This is a genomic window from Dorea sp. Marseille-P4042 (assembly GCF_900290215.1).
Lineage (GTDB): Bacteria > Bacillota > Clostridia > Lachnospirales > Lachnospiraceae > Dorea > Dorea formicigenerans.
In genome coordinates, this window is record NZ_OLMI01000002.1 from 712299 (window position 1) to 731635 (window position 19337).

General features: G+C 40.7%; 18 protein-coding genes. 4 read left to right on the top strand and 14 right to left on the bottom strand.

The genetic code is table 11. The annotated features are described in order from the left end of the window. Window positions 1-115 precede the first annotated feature (115 nt). The 8 genes from rlmD to C7E02_RS19415 form a co-directional block, all read right to left on the bottom strand. The gene (gene rlmD / locus C7E02_RS08935) at window positions 116-1501 is read right to left on the bottom strand and encodes a 23S rRNA (uracil(1939)-C(5))-methyltransferase RlmD (RefSeq protein WP_105309377.1); all 1386 of its coding nucleotides are present in this window, start codon (window positions 1499-1501) and stop codon (window positions 116-118) included. Between the two features lie 28 nt (window positions 1502-1529). Beyond that, complete coding sequence (locus C7E02_RS08940) at window positions 1530-2456, bottom strand: NYN domain-containing protein (RefSeq protein WP_005340721.1); 927 nt, start codon at window positions 2454-2456, stop codon at window positions 1530-1532. 71 nt (window positions 2457-2527) lie between these two features. Then, a complete protein-coding gene (locus tag C7E02_RS08945; protein ID WP_005340723.1) occupies window positions 2528-2770 on the bottom strand; it encodes a hypothetical protein in 243 nt (80 codons plus the stop codon). A gap of 174 nt (window positions 2771-2944) precedes the next feature. Continuing rightward, the gene (pcrA, locus tag C7E02_RS08950) at window positions 2945-5203 is read right to left on the bottom strand and encodes a DNA helicase PcrA (RefSeq protein WP_105309378.1); all 2259 of its coding nucleotides are present in this window, start codon (window positions 5201-5203) and stop codon (window positions 2945-2947) included. Window positions 5204-5224: 21 nt separating this feature from the next. Next, window positions 5225-5620, bottom strand: a complete 396-nt coding sequence (locus C7E02_RS08955; RefSeq protein WP_203226956.1) for a DUF3783 domain-containing protein — start codon at window positions 5618-5620, stop codon at window positions 5225-5227. A gap of 136 nt (window positions 5621-5756) precedes the next feature. Continuing rightward, on the bottom strand, window positions 5757-6467 hold the full coding sequence (locus tag C7E02_RS08960; protein ID WP_005335503.1) for a response regulator: 711 nt from the start codon (window positions 6465-6467) through the stop codon (window positions 5757-5759). After that, window positions 6457-7512, bottom strand: a complete 1056-nt coding sequence (locus C7E02_RS08965; RefSeq protein ID WP_005340728.1) for a sensor histidine kinase — start codon at window positions 7510-7512, stop codon at window positions 6457-6459. Before C7E02_RS08965 ends, C7E02_RS08960 begins: the two co-directional genes overlap by 11 nt. Window positions 7513-7664: 152 nt before the next feature. Further along, window positions 7665-7802, bottom strand: coding sequence for a hypothetical protein (locus C7E02_RS19415; RefSeq protein WP_022278633.1), 138 nt, complete (start codon window positions 7800-7802; stop codon window positions 7665-7667). A 189-nt stretch (window positions 7803-7991) separates the two neighbouring features. Here C7E02_RS19415 and C7E02_RS08970 point away from each other — a divergent pair, with 189 nt between their 5' ends. Then, complete coding sequence (locus C7E02_RS08970) at window positions 7992-8606, top strand: DUF1836 domain-containing protein (protein ID WP_005340732.1); 615 nt, start codon at window positions 7992-7994, stop codon at window positions 8604-8606. Window positions 8607-8616: 10 nt separating this feature from the next. On the opposite strand, the gene C7E02_RS08975 is transcribed toward C7E02_RS08970, so the two are convergent. Further along, complete coding sequence (locus tag C7E02_RS08975; protein WP_105309379.1) at window positions 8617-9936, bottom strand: hypothetical protein; 1320 nt, start codon at window positions 9934-9936, stop codon at window positions 8617-8619. Window positions 9937-10196: 260 nt separating this feature from the next. On the opposite strand from C7E02_RS08975, the gene C7E02_RS08980 reads away from it, so the two are divergent. After that, complete coding sequence (locus tag C7E02_RS08980; protein WP_105309380.1) at window positions 10197-11369, top strand: M20 metallopeptidase family protein; 1173 nt, start codon at window positions 10197-10199, stop codon at window positions 11367-11369. Window positions 11370-11373: 4 nt separating this feature from the next. Then, the gene (locus C7E02_RS08985) at window positions 11374-12624 is read left to right on the top strand and encodes an MFS transporter (RefSeq protein ID WP_005340737.1); all 1251 of its coding nucleotides are present in this window, start codon (window positions 11374-11376) and stop codon (window positions 12622-12624) included. A gap of 82 nt (window positions 12625-12706) precedes the next feature. Here the strand turns inward: C7E02_RS08985 and C7E02_RS08990 are convergent, their stop codons facing one another. After that, window positions 12707-13015, bottom strand: coding sequence for a YerC/YecD family TrpR-related protein (locus tag C7E02_RS08990; protein ID WP_005335489.1), 309 nt, complete (start codon window positions 13013-13015; stop codon window positions 12707-12709). 200 nt (window positions 13016-13215) lie between these two features. Between C7E02_RS08990 and C7E02_RS08995 the strand changes: the two genes are divergently transcribed. Then, window positions 13216-13860: a YkgJ family cysteine cluster protein gene (locus C7E02_RS08995; protein WP_022278636.1), complete on the top strand. Its 645-nt coding sequence runs from the start codon at window positions 13216-13218 to the stop codon at window positions 13858-13860. Between the two features lie 91 nt (window positions 13861-13951). On the opposite strand, the gene C7E02_RS09000 is transcribed toward C7E02_RS08995, so the two are convergent. The 4 genes from C7E02_RS09000 to C7E02_RS09015 form a co-directional block, all read right to left on the bottom strand. Further along, window positions 13952-14566, bottom strand: coding sequence for an HD domain-containing protein (locus C7E02_RS09000; protein ID WP_005340739.1), 615 nt, complete (start codon window positions 14564-14566; stop codon window positions 13952-13954). Window positions 14567-14594: 28 nt separating this feature from the next. Further along, complete coding sequence (locus C7E02_RS09005) at window positions 14595-16049, bottom strand: citrate/2-methylcitrate synthase (RefSeq protein ID WP_022278637.1); 1455 nt, start codon at window positions 16047-16049, stop codon at window positions 14595-14597. Window positions 16050-16198: 149 nt separating this feature from the next. After that, entirely contained in the window at window positions 16199-17161 is a 963-nt protein-coding gene (locus C7E02_RS09010; RefSeq protein WP_022278638.1) for a C39 family peptidase, read from the bottom strand. A gap of 358 nt (window positions 17162-17519) precedes the next feature. Next, window positions 17520-19337 carry an ABC transporter ATP-binding protein gene (locus C7E02_RS09015; RefSeq protein WP_105309381.1) on the bottom strand — a complete coding sequence of 606 codons (1818 nt, stop codon included), beginning with the start codon at window positions 19335-19337 and terminating at the stop codon, window positions 17520-17522.

Sequence of the window (19337 nt, forward strand, 5' to 3'; positions counted from 1 at the left end):
TCTATATCAACAACTATCGAAACATTGATATAGTTTTTTATCTCTTTATTTCTGATTTTATCGCCCTCGCTTGTAAAGACGATATGCTTGAAAAAGTGCCTAAAATTAAGGATTTCTACATAGTTCGTCTTTGTAGCAACACACAAGTCTCTATATGAACCGTGTTCGGGAATAAATCCACACATGCAATCTTCTCTACCTTATATCCTCTTCCCTGAATCATCTCCAGATCTCTTGCCAGACTGGTCGGTTTGCATGCGATATACACCAGACGCTCCACTCCGAAATTCAAGATCTTCATAAGTGCCTTCGGATTCACACCGTCTCTCGGCGGATCCAGCATGATAAGATCTGGTACTTCTCCAAGTTCATCGATGACTTTTAAGACATCTCCTGCCCAGAAAGTACAGTTGTCCAGTCCATTTAATTTTGCATTGACCTTAGCTGCCTCAACTGCTTCTTCAACAATTTCAACACCGACTACTTTCTTCGCTACCGGTGCCAGAATCTGTGCAATTGTTCCGGTTCCACTGTAAAGGTCAAAAACTACTTTTTCATTCGTATCCCCGATATATTCTCTCGCTTTTTCATAAAGCACTTCCGCTCCCAGCGAATTAGTCTGGAAGAAAGAAAATGGTGTGATTTTGAACTTCAGTCCAAGTAATTCCTCATAGAAATAATCCTGACCAAAAAGTACTTCTGTTCCTTCGTCTTTTACAATATCTGCGAGACTGTCATTCTTCGTATGGAGAATTCCGACAATCTTTCCGGTGAGCTCAAGTGCCTGAAGCGCTGCTGCCCATTTATCCAGAAATTCCTTTGGTTTACTGTCAAAGCCTTCTTCTGATGCTGTTACAATATCAATGAGGATTTCTTCCGTCTTCACTGCTTTTCTCACGAGTAAATGCCTGAAATACCCATCATGTCTCATGCGGTGATAATATGGCAGGCCTGATTTTCTCGCACATTCCAGTGTACAGGCCAATATCTTTCTGTAATCACTGTCTACAATCTGACAATCACATACATTGACTATATCGTGGAAACTGCCTCGTTTGTGCATACCAAGTGCCAGCGGTCCGTCTTTGTATTCGTCACCAAAAGAGAACTCCATCTTATTACGGTACTCACTTTTGAATGGACTTTCCAGTACACCTTCCCAGATATAGTCTCCGTCAACTGCCTCATCCATCATTGCCTTGACTTGTGACTCCTTTAATTTTACCTGTTCTTCATACGGCAGATTCTGATAAGTGCAACCACCGCACTGTCCGAAATGCGGACAGGCAGGTTCTATCTCCTGAGACGCTTTCTCGATTACCTCCAGGAGTTTTCCTTCTGCTTTTCCTTTTTTCACTTTATTTACTGAAAAACGTACCTTCTGACCAGGCACACCATTTTTTACAATAACGCGTCTGTCCTCCTGTGGTACATTTACAATTCCTTTATTCGGGAACTCTACGGATTCGATGACTCCTTCGTATACCTGTCCCTTCTTCATAGCGTTCTCGTCCTCCTTTACAGACTATCTATTTTTTATAATGAGCTTTCCAGCGTTTACCATCCTGTTCCAGCTTCATATGAGAAATGCTCTTAACATATTTTTTGAACTGGGAATATCCATAATCATTTAGTTTGAAATCTTTGTATTTATCATACACACGATTTCCGATGGCACCAAGATCCATACCTGCTTCTCCGGCACCTTTCACCAAATTACGCACAAACTGGTCTACGTCTTCTTTTCTCGCACGGTTCTCTTTTAATGTAACCCAAGCTACATGACCATGTTTCACAAGCTGTATTCTGTCAAATTCCTCAAAAAACTTGGAAAGGCTGCTATATCCGTAACTTCGCACGTCAAAATCCGGATAAAGGCTGACCAGTCGGCTTCCTACTTCGCCAAGTCCGGTCTGCTTATTATTATCCTGATTCTCCATGATCATCTTAATAACTGCATCTTCGACCTTCTCACGCCCCAGCACTTCATGAGATTCTTCCTCTCCATCTTCCAAGCCTTTCTCTGACAGAAGATTTTCCAGAATTGTGAATTTGTCGCATGCTTTTCGAAATGGCTCCGGCGTCTTATTTTCGCCCATTCCAATAACCATCTTACCACTCTCTCTTAATCGGCTCACCAGTCTCGTAAAATCACTGTCACTGGATACAATGCAGAATCCATCCACATCCTTTGCGTAAAGAATATCCATCGCATCTATAATCATCGCAGAATCTGTGGAATTCTTTCCCTGCGTATAAGAGAACTGCTGGATTGGTGTGATCGAGTTCTTAAGCAGCTCATCCTTCCAGCTTGAATGTTGCGTATTCGTCCAGTCTCCATAAATTCTTTTGTACGTGATATTTCCATATTTTGAAAGCTCTGTTAAAATCGGCTTTATATACCTTGCAGATACATTATCTGCATCAATCAACAGAGCAAAGCACTGTCCATCCATCATCCACCTCGTCCTGTAAAAAAGCAGGCATCTCAGCCTGCTTTTTACTTACTTGTTTTGTTGTTCTGAACCTATATCTGATCTTCGTCATTGAAGAAGTCATCATCGAAATCATCGTCAAAATCATCCTCAAAGTCTTCCAGATAATCCGAGGTAAAGAAGCAATATACTGCATATGCGATTGCTGCAACTGCTGCCACAGCACCGATCACTGCCAGTATCCAAAGAACTGTCTTGGAAGCTTTCTCTTCTTCCTTTTTGTTAATCAGATCGTTCAGCTTTGTTGTTGCAATAAGCTCATCAATTTTACTCATATCCCTCGTCCTTTCCCTTGCCCTTTGCAAGTTACATTATTGTATATTATTATAACACTGGTCTTAAAATATTACTACACATTTATTTTATAAAATTTTAAAGTATAATTTGAAAGTTGCAAAGTTTGTCAGTGTAAAATTACCTTTTCAAAATTCTCTGCTTCTGCATATTTCTTATATCTTCTGTAATTTTGCGAATGCTGCAAACATCTTCTTCGTCCCAGGCCCGTCAAAATTCACCGTCACTTCGTAGTCACGTCCACCTTCGACTATCGACAAAACTGTACCTTCACCGAATTTTATATGGCGTACACGGTCACCGGCTCCATACTCCAGCTTTCCCCCTGCAGGCTTTCCAAAGGATTTTCCCTGCTGTACTGCTGCAAATGCTTTCGTCTTAAATGCCTGTCTCGCCATCTGATAGTCCGTTTTTCTTTCCGGTTCTTCATAATCCGCGTGGTCTGTAAGACTTTTTCCATTTCCTGAAAATTTATTTCCCGTAGATATCAGTTCCAGCGGAACTTCCTTTAAGAAACGTGACATTTTATTATACTGCGTCTCACCGCGGACCATACGTTTTCTTGCACAAGTCATAGTCAGTTCATTCTGGGCTCTTGTGATACCTACATAACAAAGTCTTCGCTCTTCCTCCAATTCGTCCGGATCATCGGCCGTCACGGTCATATAGCTTGGAAACAGTCCGTCTTCCATTCCGGCAAGATAAACGCGTGGAAATTCCAGTCCTTTCGCACTGTGTAAAGTCATGAGCACCACATAATCACTGTTCTCATCCAGATTGTCAATATCTGCCACCAGAGCGACTTCCTCAAGAAATCCACTCAGTGTTACCGGTTCATCATGCTCTTCGCATACTTCTTCATAAGCAACGACTTTATTTAAAAGCTCATCGATATTTTCAATTCTCGCCTGAGCCTCTATCTCACTCTCTGCCTGAATGTTCTCGATATATCCGGTTTCGTCAATAATTTCCTGCATCAGTTCATGAAGTGTCAATTCCTTTGCATCTACTTTAAAGTGCTCGATCAATGCTACAAATGACTCAAGCTTTGACACGCCTCTTCCGATATCCGGGATAAGGTCAGCTCCCTTAAGACATTCATAAAATCCTTTTTCATGCATCGCAGCATACTCCTGCACACGATTAATGCTGGTAAGACCGATTCCTCTTTTTGGTACATTGATAATTCTTCGCACCGCCAGGTCATCCTGACCATTATCTACGGTTTTTAAATATGCAAGAATATCTTTAATTTCCCGTCTTGCATAGAAATTAATGCCGCCAATAATCTTATATGGAATATTTGCTGTTACGAATTTTTCCTCAAACATACGGGACTGTGCATTCGTACGATATAAAATGGCGTTGTCCTGATAGTCGCACTCGCCTTTTTCCACGTGTTCTTTTATATCGGATACTATATATTCTGCCTCATCGAATGCAGTATCAAACTGACGAAATGCAATCTTATCACCATCTTCATTGTCTGTCCACAGCGTCTTGTCCTTTCTTCCGTGATTGTGGCTGATCACAGCATTTGCTGCATTCAGGATATTTGCTGTGGAGCGATAATTCTGCTCCAATTTAATGACTGCTGCCTTTGTAAATACTTTCTCAAAATCCAGAATATTACGGATATCTGCCCCACGGAATTTATAAATAGACTGATCATCATCTCCGACTACACACAGATTCTGATACCTGGAAGCAAGCAGACGTACCAACTCAAACTGCACCCCATTCGTATCCTGGTACTCATCTACCATAATATAGCGGAATCTCTCCTGATAATATTCCAACACATCGTGCTGTGTCTGGAATAGCTGAACTGTCTTTAAAAGCAGATCATCAAAATCCAGTGCATTGTTAGCCCGGAGCTGCTTTTCATACTCTTCATACACATCCGCAATCTTTTTCTGATGAAAATCTCCGCCCGACTGAAGCCGAAATTCTTCCGGAGTCAACATCTCATTTTTTGCATGAGAAATGGTTCCGATCAGCATACGCTCTTTGTAGATTTTTGTGTCAATCTGCAACAACTTGCACACATCCCTCATCAGTGTCTTCTGATCATCTGTATCATAAATTGTAAAATTCGTGTCATATCCAAGCAATGCAATGTGGCGTCTTAGTATCCGCACACACATAGAATGGAATGTACTCACCCAAATACTTTCTGAGCCGAACCCAACCAGATTATCCACACGTTCCCGCATCTCTGCTGCCGCTTTGTTCGTGAATGTAATTGCCAAAATATTCCATGGATTGACACCTTTTTCTTCAATCAGGTACGCAATCCTGTGGGTCAGGACTCTTGTCTTACCTGATCCCGCTCCTGCTAAAATAAGAAGCGGTCCTTCCGTGTGAAAGACTGCTTCCTTCTGTTTATCATTTAACGTATCATATATATTCAAGTTCTTTTCGTTTCCTTTCTATTATTTTCCACCTGTCATCTTCTCATGCTCTCGCATGATCTCATCATGAAGTGCCACCGATGTCCAGTTCTTATTCATCTCTGTCAAAACGGCTTTTAACGGGACCTGAACTTTTTCTTTTCGCATACGAAAAAGTGCCTGATCCAGCATATGCTCATTTTCCGGACACATTAAGAGCATCTCCTCTTGAAATACAGCTTCTATTTCTTTCTTTTTAACCCCAGCTTCTTCATTTATTGATTCCGTTGTTCTGCCTTCTGCAACTTCACCAACCGGAAGCAAGTATTCTTCTTCCTCCACATGACGGACTCTGTAGCCTAAAAATCCAAAAATCAATCCAATCTTCCGACCTTTGGTCGTCCCTTTTAAATTATAACAAAGTACTGTTGCCCGCACCTTAATCCTCCTGTCTTCCAATAACCAAGAATATTCCAAAGCATATTTTCATATTATAACAAAGATAAAAAAGAAGCGCAATGACCTATGAAGCTGAAAAGCTATTGTTCCTGTGTTAAACAAGCGCTATCACTGATTAAGAATCTGTTTCTATAATACGGTATCCCACTCCGACTTCTGTAAATATAAACTGTGGCTGACCGGGATTTTTTTCGATTTTTCTACGGATATTCGCCATATTCACACGCAGGATACGGTTATCCCCCTTCATGTTTGGTCCCCAGATTTCTTTCATCATGTAATCATATGTCAGAACCTTGCCTGCATATTTTCCAAGGAGACTTAATAACCGGAACTCATTCTGGGTCAGTCCTGCGTCTTGTTCCTCCACATAGACTCGGTGTTTATCATAATCTATCACCAATTTTCCATTTAAAAATGTGACTTTCTGCCTCTCTCCTTGATTCTTGCTTGTTCCCCGGAAATGTCGGATTGCAGCCCGAATCCTTGCAAGAAGTTCTGATGTCCCAAATGGTTTTGTTATGTAATCATCAGCTCCCATATCGAGCGCTTCTACCTTATCTTTTTCATGATCTCTGGCAGAAACTACAATAATCGGCATATTGGACCACGCACGGACTTCTTTTAAAATCTTCATTCCGTCCATATCTGGAAGTCCCAGATCCAAGATCACCACATCTGGACATCTGGAAGTGATTAGACTATATGCTTCCTTTCCTGTCTCAGTCGCGATTACATCATAATCATTGGCCTCCAGGATCGTCTGTATAAACTTTCGAATATTTTTATCATCTTCTACTATTAATACACGGTCTTTAATCTCCATTCTGTTCTTCCTCCTCAAGCGGTAATGTAAATGAAATCTTTGCTCCGCCATCTATCTTATTCTCTGCCCAGACTTTTCCCCTGTGCGCATCTATAATACTTTTACATACCGAAAGTCCGATTCCCATACTCCGTTTATTATCGTACGTCTCACCTTCCCGGTGACTGATCTGACCTGTAAATAACATGGGCAAAATCTTTCCATCAATTCCTTTCCCATTATCTTCAATAGAAAATATAGCTTCTGTTTCATTCGCAGATACGGTTACCTTCACCTGCGTCGTCGATCCTCCATGTATCACAGCATTTTCCATAATATTCACAATGACTTGCCGGATCAGGATTGGATCCATCGGAACAATAACAACTTCTTCTGGAATATCCACCTCGACTTTTATGTCCGGAAAACGCTTTGAAAACTTTACAACTGCACTGCTGACAATCTCTTCTGCCAGTTCTTCGTGTGTCGTAAGTCTTGTTCCTTCATCATTCATCCGGGTAATGGATAACAGGTTCTCCACCATCCGTACCATCCACTGTGCCTCTTCTTTGATATTCAAAAGCAGCTCTTCTTTCTGCTCCTCTGTCAAAACATCTTTATTATCTATAATTCCAGCCGCTGCTCCTTCTATAGAAGTAAGAGGCGTCCGGATATCGTGAGACACTGCTCTTAGAAGATTGGCTCTCATTCTCTCTTTTTCTGCCTTTAACCGCACATGCTCCTGCATCTTGATCTGAGTCATCAATGCACTTACTGAAATAGATACTGTCAACATTACAATAAATGTAAGCGGATAGCCGGTCACAGTAAAATCCACTTGGAAATATGGATAGGTAAATATATAATTGACTCCCACAACTGCCACCATAGATGCCAGCACCCCATAAAAATATCCTTCTGTAAGTCTGGATACACAAAGTACTGACAACACATAAATAAGCGGCACATGCGTGTCTGTCGGAACAAGCGGCCTCAAAATAAAACATATAGCTGTCGCTGCTGCCAGCATTGCAGCCGTAATAATTATATTTTTCAAAATTTTCATATAGATGTTCTCCATTCCACCGCCAAATTGATCGCACAATACATCTCTTTAGGTGCTCCTATTATATCACATACATATGTTAAGATTTTGCTAAAATCAAAAGGACAGCACCTTTTTCAGATGCTGTCCCTTTTGATTTTTTATATCTTCACTTACTGATATAAGCTATACCCATATCTGACTTTCCGGTAAATCTTCCATACCAACATCACCGGTACACTTAATGTCAAAAGTATCGATGGTACTCCTCCAATCAAAACTAACAAGACTACTAAAATTGCATTGATCATCTTCGTTGCCTCCTCGTAATTTTCTTGCATTCACCTTACCACACACACGTACTCTTCTCCACTAATCTAACCTATTTTTAACTGCTCATTAGCTCGTTATGTTATTTTCTTAACAATATGTGAACATTTTATTTTTTGCTTGTCATATAGTTTTTATTACTATATAATATCTATATTGAGGTGGCAATTATGAAGATTAATATGGATGAACTACTGAACAGCATGTTAGAAGGTATTTCCAATATGGATTATGTACGCTCTGAGGATATACCGAATATTGAATTATATATGGATCAGGTGACTAGCTTTATGGACGAACAGTTAAGCTCCAGTAAGCGGTACGATAAGGATAAGATTCTGACAAAGACAATGATCAATAATTATGCAAAGAACAACCTTCTCCCACCACCGGTTAAGAAGAAGTATTCCAAAGAACATGTGGTTGTCATGATTTTTATCTATTATTTTAAAACGATCCTGTCCATCAAGGATATTGAGACGATTCTTACTCCAATTACGGAAAAGTATTTTGATACAGACAGTGCTGTCGATGTTGCATCTATCTACGAAGAAGTCTGCGACACGGCAAAGAGCCAGATTCAGAACTTAAAAGATGAAGTCCGCGAAGCATACGAGACTTCTCAGAATACTTTCAAAGATATGGAAGGTCTCTCTGACAGTGACCGGGAATATCTGCAGTTATTTTCTCTAATTTCTTCTCTTAGCTTTGATGTATATGCAAAGAAGGCTCTGATTGAAAGGATTATTGATGAATTACCAGAACCAGTACACAAAAAAAAGTAGCCTTCATCGGCTACTTTTCTTTTCGCACAAATACACTCTCCGGTCTTCCTCTGGAAGTAGTTCTCTTTTTGTATGCAACTTTCAATATTTCTTCACGCTCTAATGTTGACAGAAAACGGTTCGCACTTCTTTTTGTAACTCCTAGCCTGAACGCAAGTTCCTGTGCTGTAATCTCTTTTTCTGCAGATGCCTCCAAGGCAGACATAACTTTGCTGACCGTGATCGGTGATAGTTTTGACTTAATATCCCGGTAAGACTGATTATCAACCATAAATGTCTCAGTTGCCTCCACTCCAAGAGGGCCGATCAGTTCTTCCTTTTCTGTTACTACATAGCTCGTATTCTTTTTTAGTTCTGCCTCATGGCATGCATTCAACGCATTCAATCTTGCCTGGGCGATTCCTGCTCCAAAACCATAGCCAATACAAAAGTTCCAGCCGGTCTTTCGTTTCTTAAGTTCTGCGAACAATCCATCTCTTGACAGATCCTCCGTTATTTTAAGAACATCTTTTTTGGTTGCAAGAATCTCCATTCCATAATGATATCTGTGAAGTGAAAATTCTGTGATACCATTTCCAAACATTTCCATCATCATGCTTTCCAACCGAATGTAATTAGAATCCAGCTCTCGCAAATAACTAACTGAATTCTCCTGTCCTAACAGACGAACTACAATGACACATGGCTGGCGTTCTTCCAGTTCCCGTTTTTCAATATCACTGAGCAGTCTCTCACAGACATTTTGTACATACTGTTGTCCCGGATAAGGAAAATATACATTGACTCCTTGCTCTTTTAATCTCTTTACAATGCTTGAAAAACGTGTAATTGAAAGATCTGTCTTTCCTTCCTTCCACAGATTCAGATGTTTCTCATACTGTTCTTCTTCCAGTTTCTGCATCCTTTCCAATGTAAATGTCTCATTAGAAAGAATGGTAAGATCCGGCATGGCTTCCCGTCCTTCTACAAATGCCGTCAGATTACCACCAAACAATTCCATGATATCTGCATATACTCTTCTAAAATCAAGCTTTCGATTCTGCTGCAAAAGCTTCAGCAGCAGACGATACATGGCTGTGTCATCGGTGTTAAAACATCCAATCGGACGCTTCTCTTCCGGATAGTAAAGATGAATCATATGTGCCGGAAAACTTCCGCTTGCTAAAATCCCATCATATTCCGGTCCGATTTTTTTATAAATATCCTTAATATCTTCGAATTTTTCATATGTAAAGATGTGATACTGAAACCCCATACCCAACTCAGTAATCATATCCTTTATGAATTGTTCCAAAAAATCGGTCGCGATAATTGCTATCTTTTTCCCCACATTCCGACCCCCTTCTGCTTTGTTCCATAATATGATACCACACTTTTTCTGATATGGCTAACTGCCCTTTTCACACTTCTTATATTCGTACATTTCTTATTAATTATTCCTAATTAAAATCACTGCTTTTTGTGCAATATAGGCAATTGTATTTTGTGCAATACATATATTTCATCTATATTTATTGACTTTAATATAACATCTGCCTATAATAAAGACAGGTCTTTATATTGTCTTTATTTCTATAAGGAGGAATTACTATGAATCAATTTTTAAAGCGTGCAAAAGAGCTTGAGTCTCAATTGCAGGCAGACAGACGTTATCTTCATCAGCACGCAGAAGCTGGCGAGGATCTGCCAAACACAACTAAATACGTCATGGAGCGTCTCCGTGAAATCGGACTGACTCCAACTGAGATCTGTCCTTCCGGTGTGACTGCTCTGATTGAAGGCGCAAAGCCAGGAAAGGTTCTTCTGCTTCGTGCAGATATGGATGCTCTTCCTATGCCGGAGAACAACGATCTTCCATTTAAAACTGAAACTGATGCAGCTCACAACTGTGGACATGATTTTCATACAGCAATGCTGTTATGTGCAGCTCAGATGCTGTATGAACACCGCAATGAATTGTGCGGAAGTGTAAAACTCATGTTCCAGCCGGCTGAGGAGACATTTACAGGATCCAAAAAGCTGATTGCTGCCGGAATCCTGGAAAATCCAAAAGTTGATGCTGCTGTCGGCATGCATGTTATGCTGGATTCTTCCAAACCAGCCCTGAATTACGGACTTGGTTATATGACCTCTTCCTGTGACGGATTCAAGATTACCGTTCATGGAAATGGCTGTCATGGAGCAATGCCGGAACTTGGTATCGATCCAATTAACGTTGGTCTTCACATTTACAGTGCATTTCAGAACCTGATCGCACGTGAGACACCATCTGCTGAGCGTGCGATTCTGACATTTGGCGCATTTAATGCGGGAGCAACACCGAATATTGTCCCAGGCGAGGCTGTTCTGATGGGAACTCTTCGTACATACAATAAAGAACTTCGTAAAAAACTTGTAAGGAGAATGCATGAAATCTGCGAATATGAAGGAAAATCTTTCGGAGCAACCGTTGACTATGAAGTACTTTCCGATGTTCCTTCTACATACTCCGATCCTGAGATGACAAAGGAATTAGCCGGTTATGCTTCTGAAATTGAACCGGGAATCATCGGAAAAACTAATTATATGGTAACACCTTCCGATGACTTTGCTTTTATTTCTGAGCATGTGCCAACAACTTACTTCATGATAGAAGCAAAGGTAGACGGATGTCCGGTACAGCATCACAACCCAGGAGTCCTCTTCAATGAAGATGCTCTTCCGTACGGAGCTGCTGTACACGCAACCTGTGCATTCAACTGGTTAAACAAACAAGGAGAATAAGACTATGGAAAAGAAAAAAATACACTATGGCTGGTATATTGTAATCGGATGTCTTCTCATCACATGTACAATGGTACCTCCGATCATGGCACTTAGTAACAAATTCCTCATTCAGGTAACAGAAGAACTTGGTCTTTCAAGAAGCGGATTTACTCTTGCAAATACAATCCTTCAAGGACTGGGAATTTTTATTTCCCCTATGGTTTCTTCCAGACTTGCAAAAGGCGATATGCGTAAAATCCAGTGCGTCAGCATTATCGGATTCGCACTCTCTTACGCTTCTTACTCATTGGCTCAGAATGCAATTCACCTGTATATCTCCTCTGTATTCATTGGAGTATTCTGGTTAAATTCTGCACTGATTCCAGTAAGTATGATGATCACAAACTGGTTTGCTAAAAAACGTGGTCTTGCAATGAGTATTGCAATGGCTGGTATCGGAGTTGGCGGTACAATCTTCAGTCCAATCGTAACTATGTTACTTGGAAAATATGGCTGGAGACATACATACCAGATCATGGCTCTGATCGTACTTGTAATCGCTCTTCCAGCTGCCTTCTTCATCCTTCGTAAACGTCCTGAGGATATGGGACTGAAACCATACGGAAGTGACGAAGTCGATACAAAAACTGCTGATAAATCTTCTGATAAAAAAGAGTCCGATCTTTCTTTAGAAGTTCAGCAGTGCTGGCCAAAATTCTTCTTCTGGTTAATGCTGATTGGTATGCTTTGCAACGGTCTTATTAACTCCGGTTCTCTGGGACAATTCCCACCGGCAATTGAAGAAATGCACGGACCGGCAATTCAGGCTGCAATTATTTCCATCTACTCAATGGTTGGTATCTTTGGCAAGATCGTACTTGGATGGTTAAATGACCGTTTCGGTGTTGTTGTCAGTACTGTATGTGGATGTGTTGCATTCGCAGTATCTTTCATCTTCATGTTAATGGGAAGCAACGTAACAATGCTTTATATTATGGCAGTCCTCTTCGGACTTGGAGATGCCATAGGAACTGTAACTCCACCACTTGTAACAGCTGCTGTATTTGGTACAAAGAAATATGGACAGGCTTATGGTATTGCAAACAGCTTTACTCAGGTTGGTCTGACATGCGGTTCTCTTATGGTTGCTGCGATTTATGACGGAACAGGAGCATACACAAGTGCCTGGATTCTTCTGTTTATCCTGACTATCGTAACATTAGTTGGATGGATCGGATCCTACGCTCTTTCCAGAAAATATGTAGAGAAATAATTCTCACTTAAACAAAGGGACTGTTTCTTTTCTGAAACAGTCCCTGATATCATTCTCATTATTCTATCTGAATTTTTTCTTCTTATTTATTTTCTTCTTCACTTCCCATGCCAATTCGTTCGAATACCATATCATATCCATCATTGCCATAGTTTAATGAACGGTTCACACGGCTGATCGTTGCTGTGGAAGCTCCTGTCTTATCTGCAATCTCCAGATAAGTCTTGTGCTCTCTTAACATCTTTGCAACTTCAAATCTCTGAGACAACGATAACAGCTCATTAATCGTACAGATATCTTCAAAAAATGTATAACATTCTTCCTTATTCTCCAGACTTAAGATGGCGCTAAAAAGATAGTCAACCGCCTCCGTTCTGATCTTCTTACTCATATATATTTACACTCCTTTGTTTTCATATCTCATCACTGTTACATTTTAACACAGTAAATTTTTAAAGTCCATACATTTCCTTTCGAAAGGTACAAAAACACTGTTTTTCCTTTACATTATCTCAATATTTTTATTATAATAAATCCAGGCAGTTTTAATTTCATGAATGCCTGTGATAATAAAATAACGAGGACTTAAATATGTTAAGAGATATTGATTTAAATGAAATTTCAGACGGTAGACTATATACTGCCAACGATATGGTAAAAGCTGATTGTATGGGCTGTCAGGGGTGTGCTTCCTGCTGTCAGGGCATGGGAGATTCCATTGTTCTGGACCCGTATGATATGTATCGGTTATGCATGGGGCTTAAGACCACGCCTGTGGCTCTTCTTGCTTCTTCCCTGGAACTTGGTGTCGTAGACGGACTGATCCTGCCTCACCTTAAAATGAATGGAAATACCGATTCCTGCATGTATTTGAATAAAGATAGCCGCTGCAGCATACACCCTTTCCGTCCGGGATTCTGCCGGCTCTTTCCACTGGGGCGTTACTATGAAAATGATTCTTTTTCATATTTTCTCCAGACTCACGAATGTCCAAAACCCGGAAAGGCAAAGATCAAAGTCCGTAAATGGATTGATGAGCCGGATTTTTCAAGGCACGAAAAATTCGTATCTGATTGGCACTACTATCTCAAACCGTTACAGAACTATGCTATGACATCCGAAGACAGTGAAAAGATAAAGGCACTCAGTATTCAGATACTTCAGACTTTTTATCTTCTCCCCTACATAGAAGATGTGGATTTTTATGAGCAGTTCTATCAGCGGCTTTCAAAATGATAAACAAGAATGCCATATAGACTATAAATATCCTGATTTCGGATATCTGTCAGTCTGTATGGCATTTATGATTGTTTATATTCTAATCTATCTACTTTGTATCATCTTTAATCTTACCGGTTTTTACATTTGGCTCAATAAAGTTTGTATATGCATAATCCCACAGTTTTTGTGAACCTTCTGCTGTATGTGCATTGCGTTCCAGTATCTGGCTTAACCGCACACCCTTGGCAATCCAGTCTTTTCCTTCTGTATAATCATTCAGCATCGCCGGCTGAACATTATCCATCACGTGCGCGAACTTAGCTTCCGGCGTTTGAGCCTCCTCGAATTCTTCCCAAAGTTCACGAAGCTTTTCCCCCTGATCTTCCGGCAGGATTCCGTAGATCCGGTCTGCTGCCTTTACTTCCCGTACTCTCTGTGTTTGCTTTCCTTCCTCATCATATGCATAAGTATCTCCGGCATCAATCTCTACAAGATCATGGATAAGAAGCATACTGAGAACCCGAAGAACATCAATCTCCTCATTGGCATACTCACTTAAAAGCAGCGTCATGATCGCCATATGCCATGCATGCTCCGCATCGTTTTCACGCCGCTTTGCATCTGATAAAAAAGTCTGTCTTGTAATAAACTTTTCCTTATCAATCTCCCGGATAAAATCAAACTGTCTGTCTATTCTGCTCTTTTCCTGCTTCTCTTCCATATTCCATGCTCCTGTATCTATATGTTTTTTATTTTTTCCCTTTTTCTTCTTTCTTACACTTTTCCGGCTCTTCTTTTACATCTTCATCTGTAATCTTCTCTGCGCTGCGCTCTTCCATTGTCTCAAATTCTGTATGATGTCCCACATATTTGTAAGCCGGACGGATAATTTTGTTCGCATTTGTCAACTCTTCCAGTCGGTGTGCGCTCCATCCCGGCATTCTGGCAATTGCAAAGATTGGCGTAAAGAGTTCTTGTGGAATACCAAGCATAGAATACACAAATCCACTGTAAAAGTCTACATTTGCACAGACATTTTTCTGAAGATTTCTCTGCTCTTTGATCATCTTACCTGCAAGACTCTCTACCAGCTCATAGAGAGCAAACTCTTTCATCCGTCCTTTTTCTTCTGCAAGAGCTTTGGCAAATCTCTTCAAGATTACCTCTCTTGGATCAGACAATGTATAAACCGCATGTCCCATACCATAGATCAATCCAGAATGGTCAAATGCTTCTTTATTCAAAATCTTGTGTAAATAAGCACCCACTTCTTCTTCATTTCCCCAGTTTTTCACATGAGCTTTAATATCATCAAACATATTCTGAACTTTCAGATTCGCACCACCATGTCTAGGTCCTTTCAGAGAACCGATAGAAGCTGCTACTGAAGAGTAAGTATCTGTTCCTGAAGATGTTACTACATGCGTTGTAAACGTGGAATTGTTACCACCGCCATGCTCTGCGTGAAGTACAAGCGCAATATCCAGTACCTTTGCCTCAAGTTCTGTATATTCTCCCTTTGGTCTGAGCATCAGAAGGATATTCTCTGCCAGTGATAATCCCTTCTCCGGGTTACGGATAAAGAGCATCTCATCTTTACGAAAATGTCTATATGAATGATAAGAATATACGGCAATAAGTGGCATTTTTGCAATCAGCTCAAGTGCCTGACGAAGTACATTTTCCGGAGAAATATCGTCCGGATTCTCATCATAAGAATACAGTGTCAATACACAACGCTGCATCGCATTCATAATATTCTCATTAGAAGCTTTCATGACAACATCACGGACAAATCGTCCGGACAACTCCTGTAATTCAAACATTACATCCAGGAAATGTTCCAGTTCTGTCTTATTTGGTAAATGTCCGAACATCAACAGATATACAGTCTCCTCAAATCCAAATTTTCTGTCTTTCAGACTGTCTACAATATCATTAACATTAATTCCCTGATAATAAAGACGTCCCTCTGCCGGAATATTACGTCCGTTGATCAGATTATATCCTGTTACATCTGAAACTTCAGTCAGTCCTGTCAGGACTCCTTTTCCAGCTGAATCACGCAGTCCACGCTTTACATCATATTCTACATAAAGATTGGGATCAATTCTATGGTTATTACGAAGGGCTTTGCAAAGCTCCTTAAATTCTCCTTTTAAATCTTTATCTTCTTCTAATTTCATGACCTCATTATTACTCATTCCAGGGTCCCTCCTTGCGCCCTCCCGTATCTTTGGGATGTCTTTTTATATTGTGTTATTGTATACATTTAAACAATTGTAACCCATTTTCTAAAAAAATACAACCTCTACTTTTATTTAGAGGCTGTATTTTTATGAATTTTTATGAATTATTTTGAATATACCCAAACTGCTTTGATCTGAGAACTGATCTGGGAATAATTCCAGCTTTTCTTGGAATTTTCAAGGCTGAATGGATCACAAATCGTGACATTTCCATTATTATAAGATGTCAATATGATAAAATGTCCGATATCTGTAAAGTCTCCCGGACGCATACTGCAGATGACCGGGTGCCCTGCCTCCAGTTCTTTTGCAATCTCGCTCTCATTCCCATTACTCTCACGGCACGTCAGTCCCCAATGTTCCACGCCTGATGTCATAAATGCCCAGGTCGTATCATTATTCTCATCTACATAATGGTTCTGTGTTGCGTAATCAGCAACTACTGAAGGAGTCACTGTCTTATCTCCGGTAAGCCCTACGACCAGCATAGAAACACAAGTTGGACCGCAGCCGCTTACTGCAATAATACTCGTTCCGTATGGAGAATATCCCCATCTTTCATCCCATTGGAGGATCTCCGGAAACATACCGGAATAGCCATCTTCTGCTTCCACAGTTGCAGCCGGTGCCTGATCTTTCTTCTTTCCATAATCTTCCACAAACTGTACCGTCTCCGGATTCTTATCCAGAAGTTCAATGACCTTCTCCGGATATCCTGCCGTAACTGCTTCCTGTCTTACCCTTGCAATTCGCTCCTCTGTCGTCTCTGTCTTCTTAGTCGTATCTGATGTATCCTTATCATCTGTCTTCTCTTTCACAGCTTCACTGTTCGCCTGTACCCCATTCTCAACCGATGTCTTTGCTGCATCCGCTTTTCTGCCGGTCTGAGACGTCTTTGCCTGTATATCAGCCTTTCTTGCCATATTATCAGACTTTAATGTCCATGTTGCACAACCGATGATAACAACAACGACTGCCACTCCTGTAAAGAATAACTGTCTGATAACTTGCTGACGTCTTTTCGTATATTTTTTTCGTTTTTTATATTCTGGTTTTTCTTCTAACATTTCTCTTTAGCTCCTTACGAATTTACATTATACTATAGAATCCGTCCTTCGCACAACCATAGAAATCTTATAAAATACTTAATTTAAATGATGCCAGGGTCAAAAGGTCTTTCATCCACATGAGCTTGCTCATAAGTGGATGAAAGACCTTGGGATCCGTCCCAATATGAGCCTAAAAGTGGGATGACAATCCCACGATATGCGAATAATTGGGAGGATTGTGGGAGTGCAAAGCACGGAACAATCCGTAGGTATCATAGTTGGGGGCTTTTGACCCCAACATCTTTAAATGAAGCCAGGAAACTGCCCTTAATCTGACAGCCTTCCCGGCTCCACATTCATGTTTCAAAATTCCTTTTTAAGCAGTCTGTTCAAACTGTGAATTATACAGATCCGCATAGAATCCATTTTTCGCAAGTAGTTCTTCATGTCTGCCCATCTCCACGATATCTCCCTCTTTCATGACCAGGATCAGATCTGCGTCACGAATCGTAGACAGACGGTGCGCGATAATAAAGCTTGTGCGCCCTTTCATCAGGTTATCCATTGCTTTCTGAATACGCACCTCAGTACGTGTATCGACCGAACTTGTAGCCTCATCTAAGATCAAAATCTTCGGATCTGCAAGAATCGCTCTTGCAATCGTCAGAAGCTGTTTCTGTCCCTGGGATACGTTGCTTGCCTCTTCATTCAGTTCCATACCATATCCACCTGGCAGAGTCTGGATAAACCGGTGTGCATAAGCTGCATCCGCTGCTTTCACCACATCTTCATGTGTAGCATCCAGTTTGCCATAACGGATATTGTCTTCAATACTTCCTTTGAACAGCCATGTATCCTGAAGTACCATACCAAACATACGACGCAGTTCTCCTCTGTCAAACTCGCGGATATCATGTCCATCTACCTTGATGGAACCACCTGACACATCATAAAAACGCATCAGTAATTTTACCATCGTTGTCTTGCCGGCTCCGGTCGGTCCTACAATTGCAATTTTCTGTCCAGGTTCTACTTTTACACTGAAATCATGAATAATTGTATGCTCCGGATTGTAGCCAAAATGAACATGCTCAAATTCTACAGCTCCTTCTGGATTCTTTAATACAACCGGATTTTCTGGTGCTGCCTCTTCTTCCGGCTCTTCTAAGAACTCAAACACTCTCTCAGAAGCGGCTGCTGTAGACTGGAGCATATTTGCCACCTGTGCCACCTGCTGGATCGGCTGTGTAAAATTTCTCACATACTGGATAAATGACTGGATATCTCCGACTTCAATCGTCTTCTTAATTGCCAGATAACCACCAAGAATTACAACTGCAACATAGCCCAGGTTTCCAACGAACTGCATGATCGGCATCATCATTCCGGATAAGAACTGTGATTTCCATGCAGAACGATACAGTCTGTCATTATCTCTGTCAAATTCATCTATGACATCGTCTTCTTTATTAAATGCCTTTACAATATTATGTCCGCCATAGACCTCTTCTACCTGTCCATTAACATATCCAAGATACTCCTGCTGTTCCTTGAAATATCTCTGGGAACGCTTCACAATCATTCCGATCAGCTCCATGGAAAGTGGAAGGATTAAAATTGCGATCACTGTCATAAGCGGACTGATGCTGAGCATCATGACCAGTACTCCAATGATTGTCGCAACAGAAGTAATGACCTGTGTCGCACTTTGGTTCAGACTCTGACTTAAAGTATCCACATCATTTGTAATCCGTGAAAGAATCTCACCATGTGTCATCTTGTCAAAATATCCCATCGGAAGTCTGTCAATCTTTTCCGAAATCTCTTTTCTCATTCTGTAAGTCAGTTTCTGGGAAACTCCTGTCATAATGTATCCCTGGATAAATGAGAACAATGCACTGCACACATACAGGCACATCAGTCCGATGAGAATCTTTTCGATCTTATCAAAATCAATTCCACTTCCACCGGAAACTTTACTTATCAGTCCATGAAATAGTTCTGTTGTTGCTTTTCCAAGGATCTTCGGTCCTGCAATATTAAATATAGTACTTCCTATTGCAAATATCACTACAAGGAGAAGACCTATCTTATACTGTGTAAGATATCCCATAAGCTTCTTCATGGTACCTTTAAAATCTTTGGCTTTTTCGGTGCTCATACCGTGTCTGCCACCCATACGTCCTCTTGGCAT

Bases quoted from the DNA above. Each gene is read 5' to 3' on its own strand.
- rlmD (WP_105309377.1), bottom strand. From the start codon at position 1,501: ATGAAGAAGGGACAGGTATACGAAGGAGTCATCGAATCCGTAGAGTTC.
- C7E02_RS08940 (WP_005340721.1), bottom strand. From the start codon at position 2,456: ATGGATGGACAGTGCTTTGCTCTGTTGATTGATGCAGATAATGTATCT.
- C7E02_RS08945 (WP_005340723.1), bottom strand. From the start codon at position 2,770: ATGAGTAAAATTGATGAGCTTATTGCAACAACAAAGCTGAACGATCTG.
- C7E02_RS08960 (WP_005335503.1), bottom strand. From the start codon at position 6,467: ATGGAGATTAAAGACCGTGTATTAATAGTAGAAGATGATAAAAATATT.
- C7E02_RS08965 (WP_005340728.1), bottom strand. From the start codon at position 7,512: ATGAAAATTTTGAAAAATATAATTATTACGGCTGCAATGCTGGCAGCA.
- C7E02_RS19415 (WP_022278633.1), bottom strand. From the start codon at position 7,802: ATGATCAATGCAATTTTAGTAGTCTTGTTAGTTTTGATTGGAGGAGTA.
- C7E02_RS08970 (WP_005340732.1), top strand. From the start codon at position 7,992: ATGAAGATTAATATGGATGAACTACTGAACAGCATGTTAGAAGGTATT.
- C7E02_RS08980 (WP_105309380.1), top strand. From the start codon at position 10,197: ATGAATCAATTTTTAAAGCGTGCAAAAGAGCTTGAGTCTCAATTGCAG.
- C7E02_RS08985 (WP_005340737.1), top strand. From the start codon at position 11,374: ATGGAAAAGAAAAAAATACACTATGGCTGGTATATTGTAATCGGATGT.
- C7E02_RS08990 (WP_005335489.1), bottom strand. From the start codon at position 13,015: ATGAGTAAGAAGATCAGAACGGAGGCGGTTGACTATCTTTTTAGCGCC.
- C7E02_RS08995 (WP_022278636.1), top strand. From the start codon at position 13,216: ATGTTAAGAGATATTGATTTAAATGAAATTTCAGACGGTAGACTATAT.
- C7E02_RS09000 (WP_005340739.1), bottom strand. From the start codon at position 14,566: ATGGAAGAGAAGCAGGAAAAGAGCAGAATAGACAGACAGTTTGATTTT.
- C7E02_RS09005 (WP_022278637.1), bottom strand. From the start codon at position 16,049: ATGAGTAATAATGAGGTCATGAAATTAGAAGAAGATAAAGATTTAAAA.
- C7E02_RS09010 (WP_022278638.1), bottom strand. From the start codon at position 17,161: ATGTTAGAAGAAAAACCAGAATATAAAAAACGAAAAAAATATACGAAA.
- C7E02_RS09015 (WP_105309381.1), bottom strand. From the start codon at position 19,337: ATGCCAAGAGGACGTATGGGTGGCAGACACGGTATGAGCACCGAAAAA.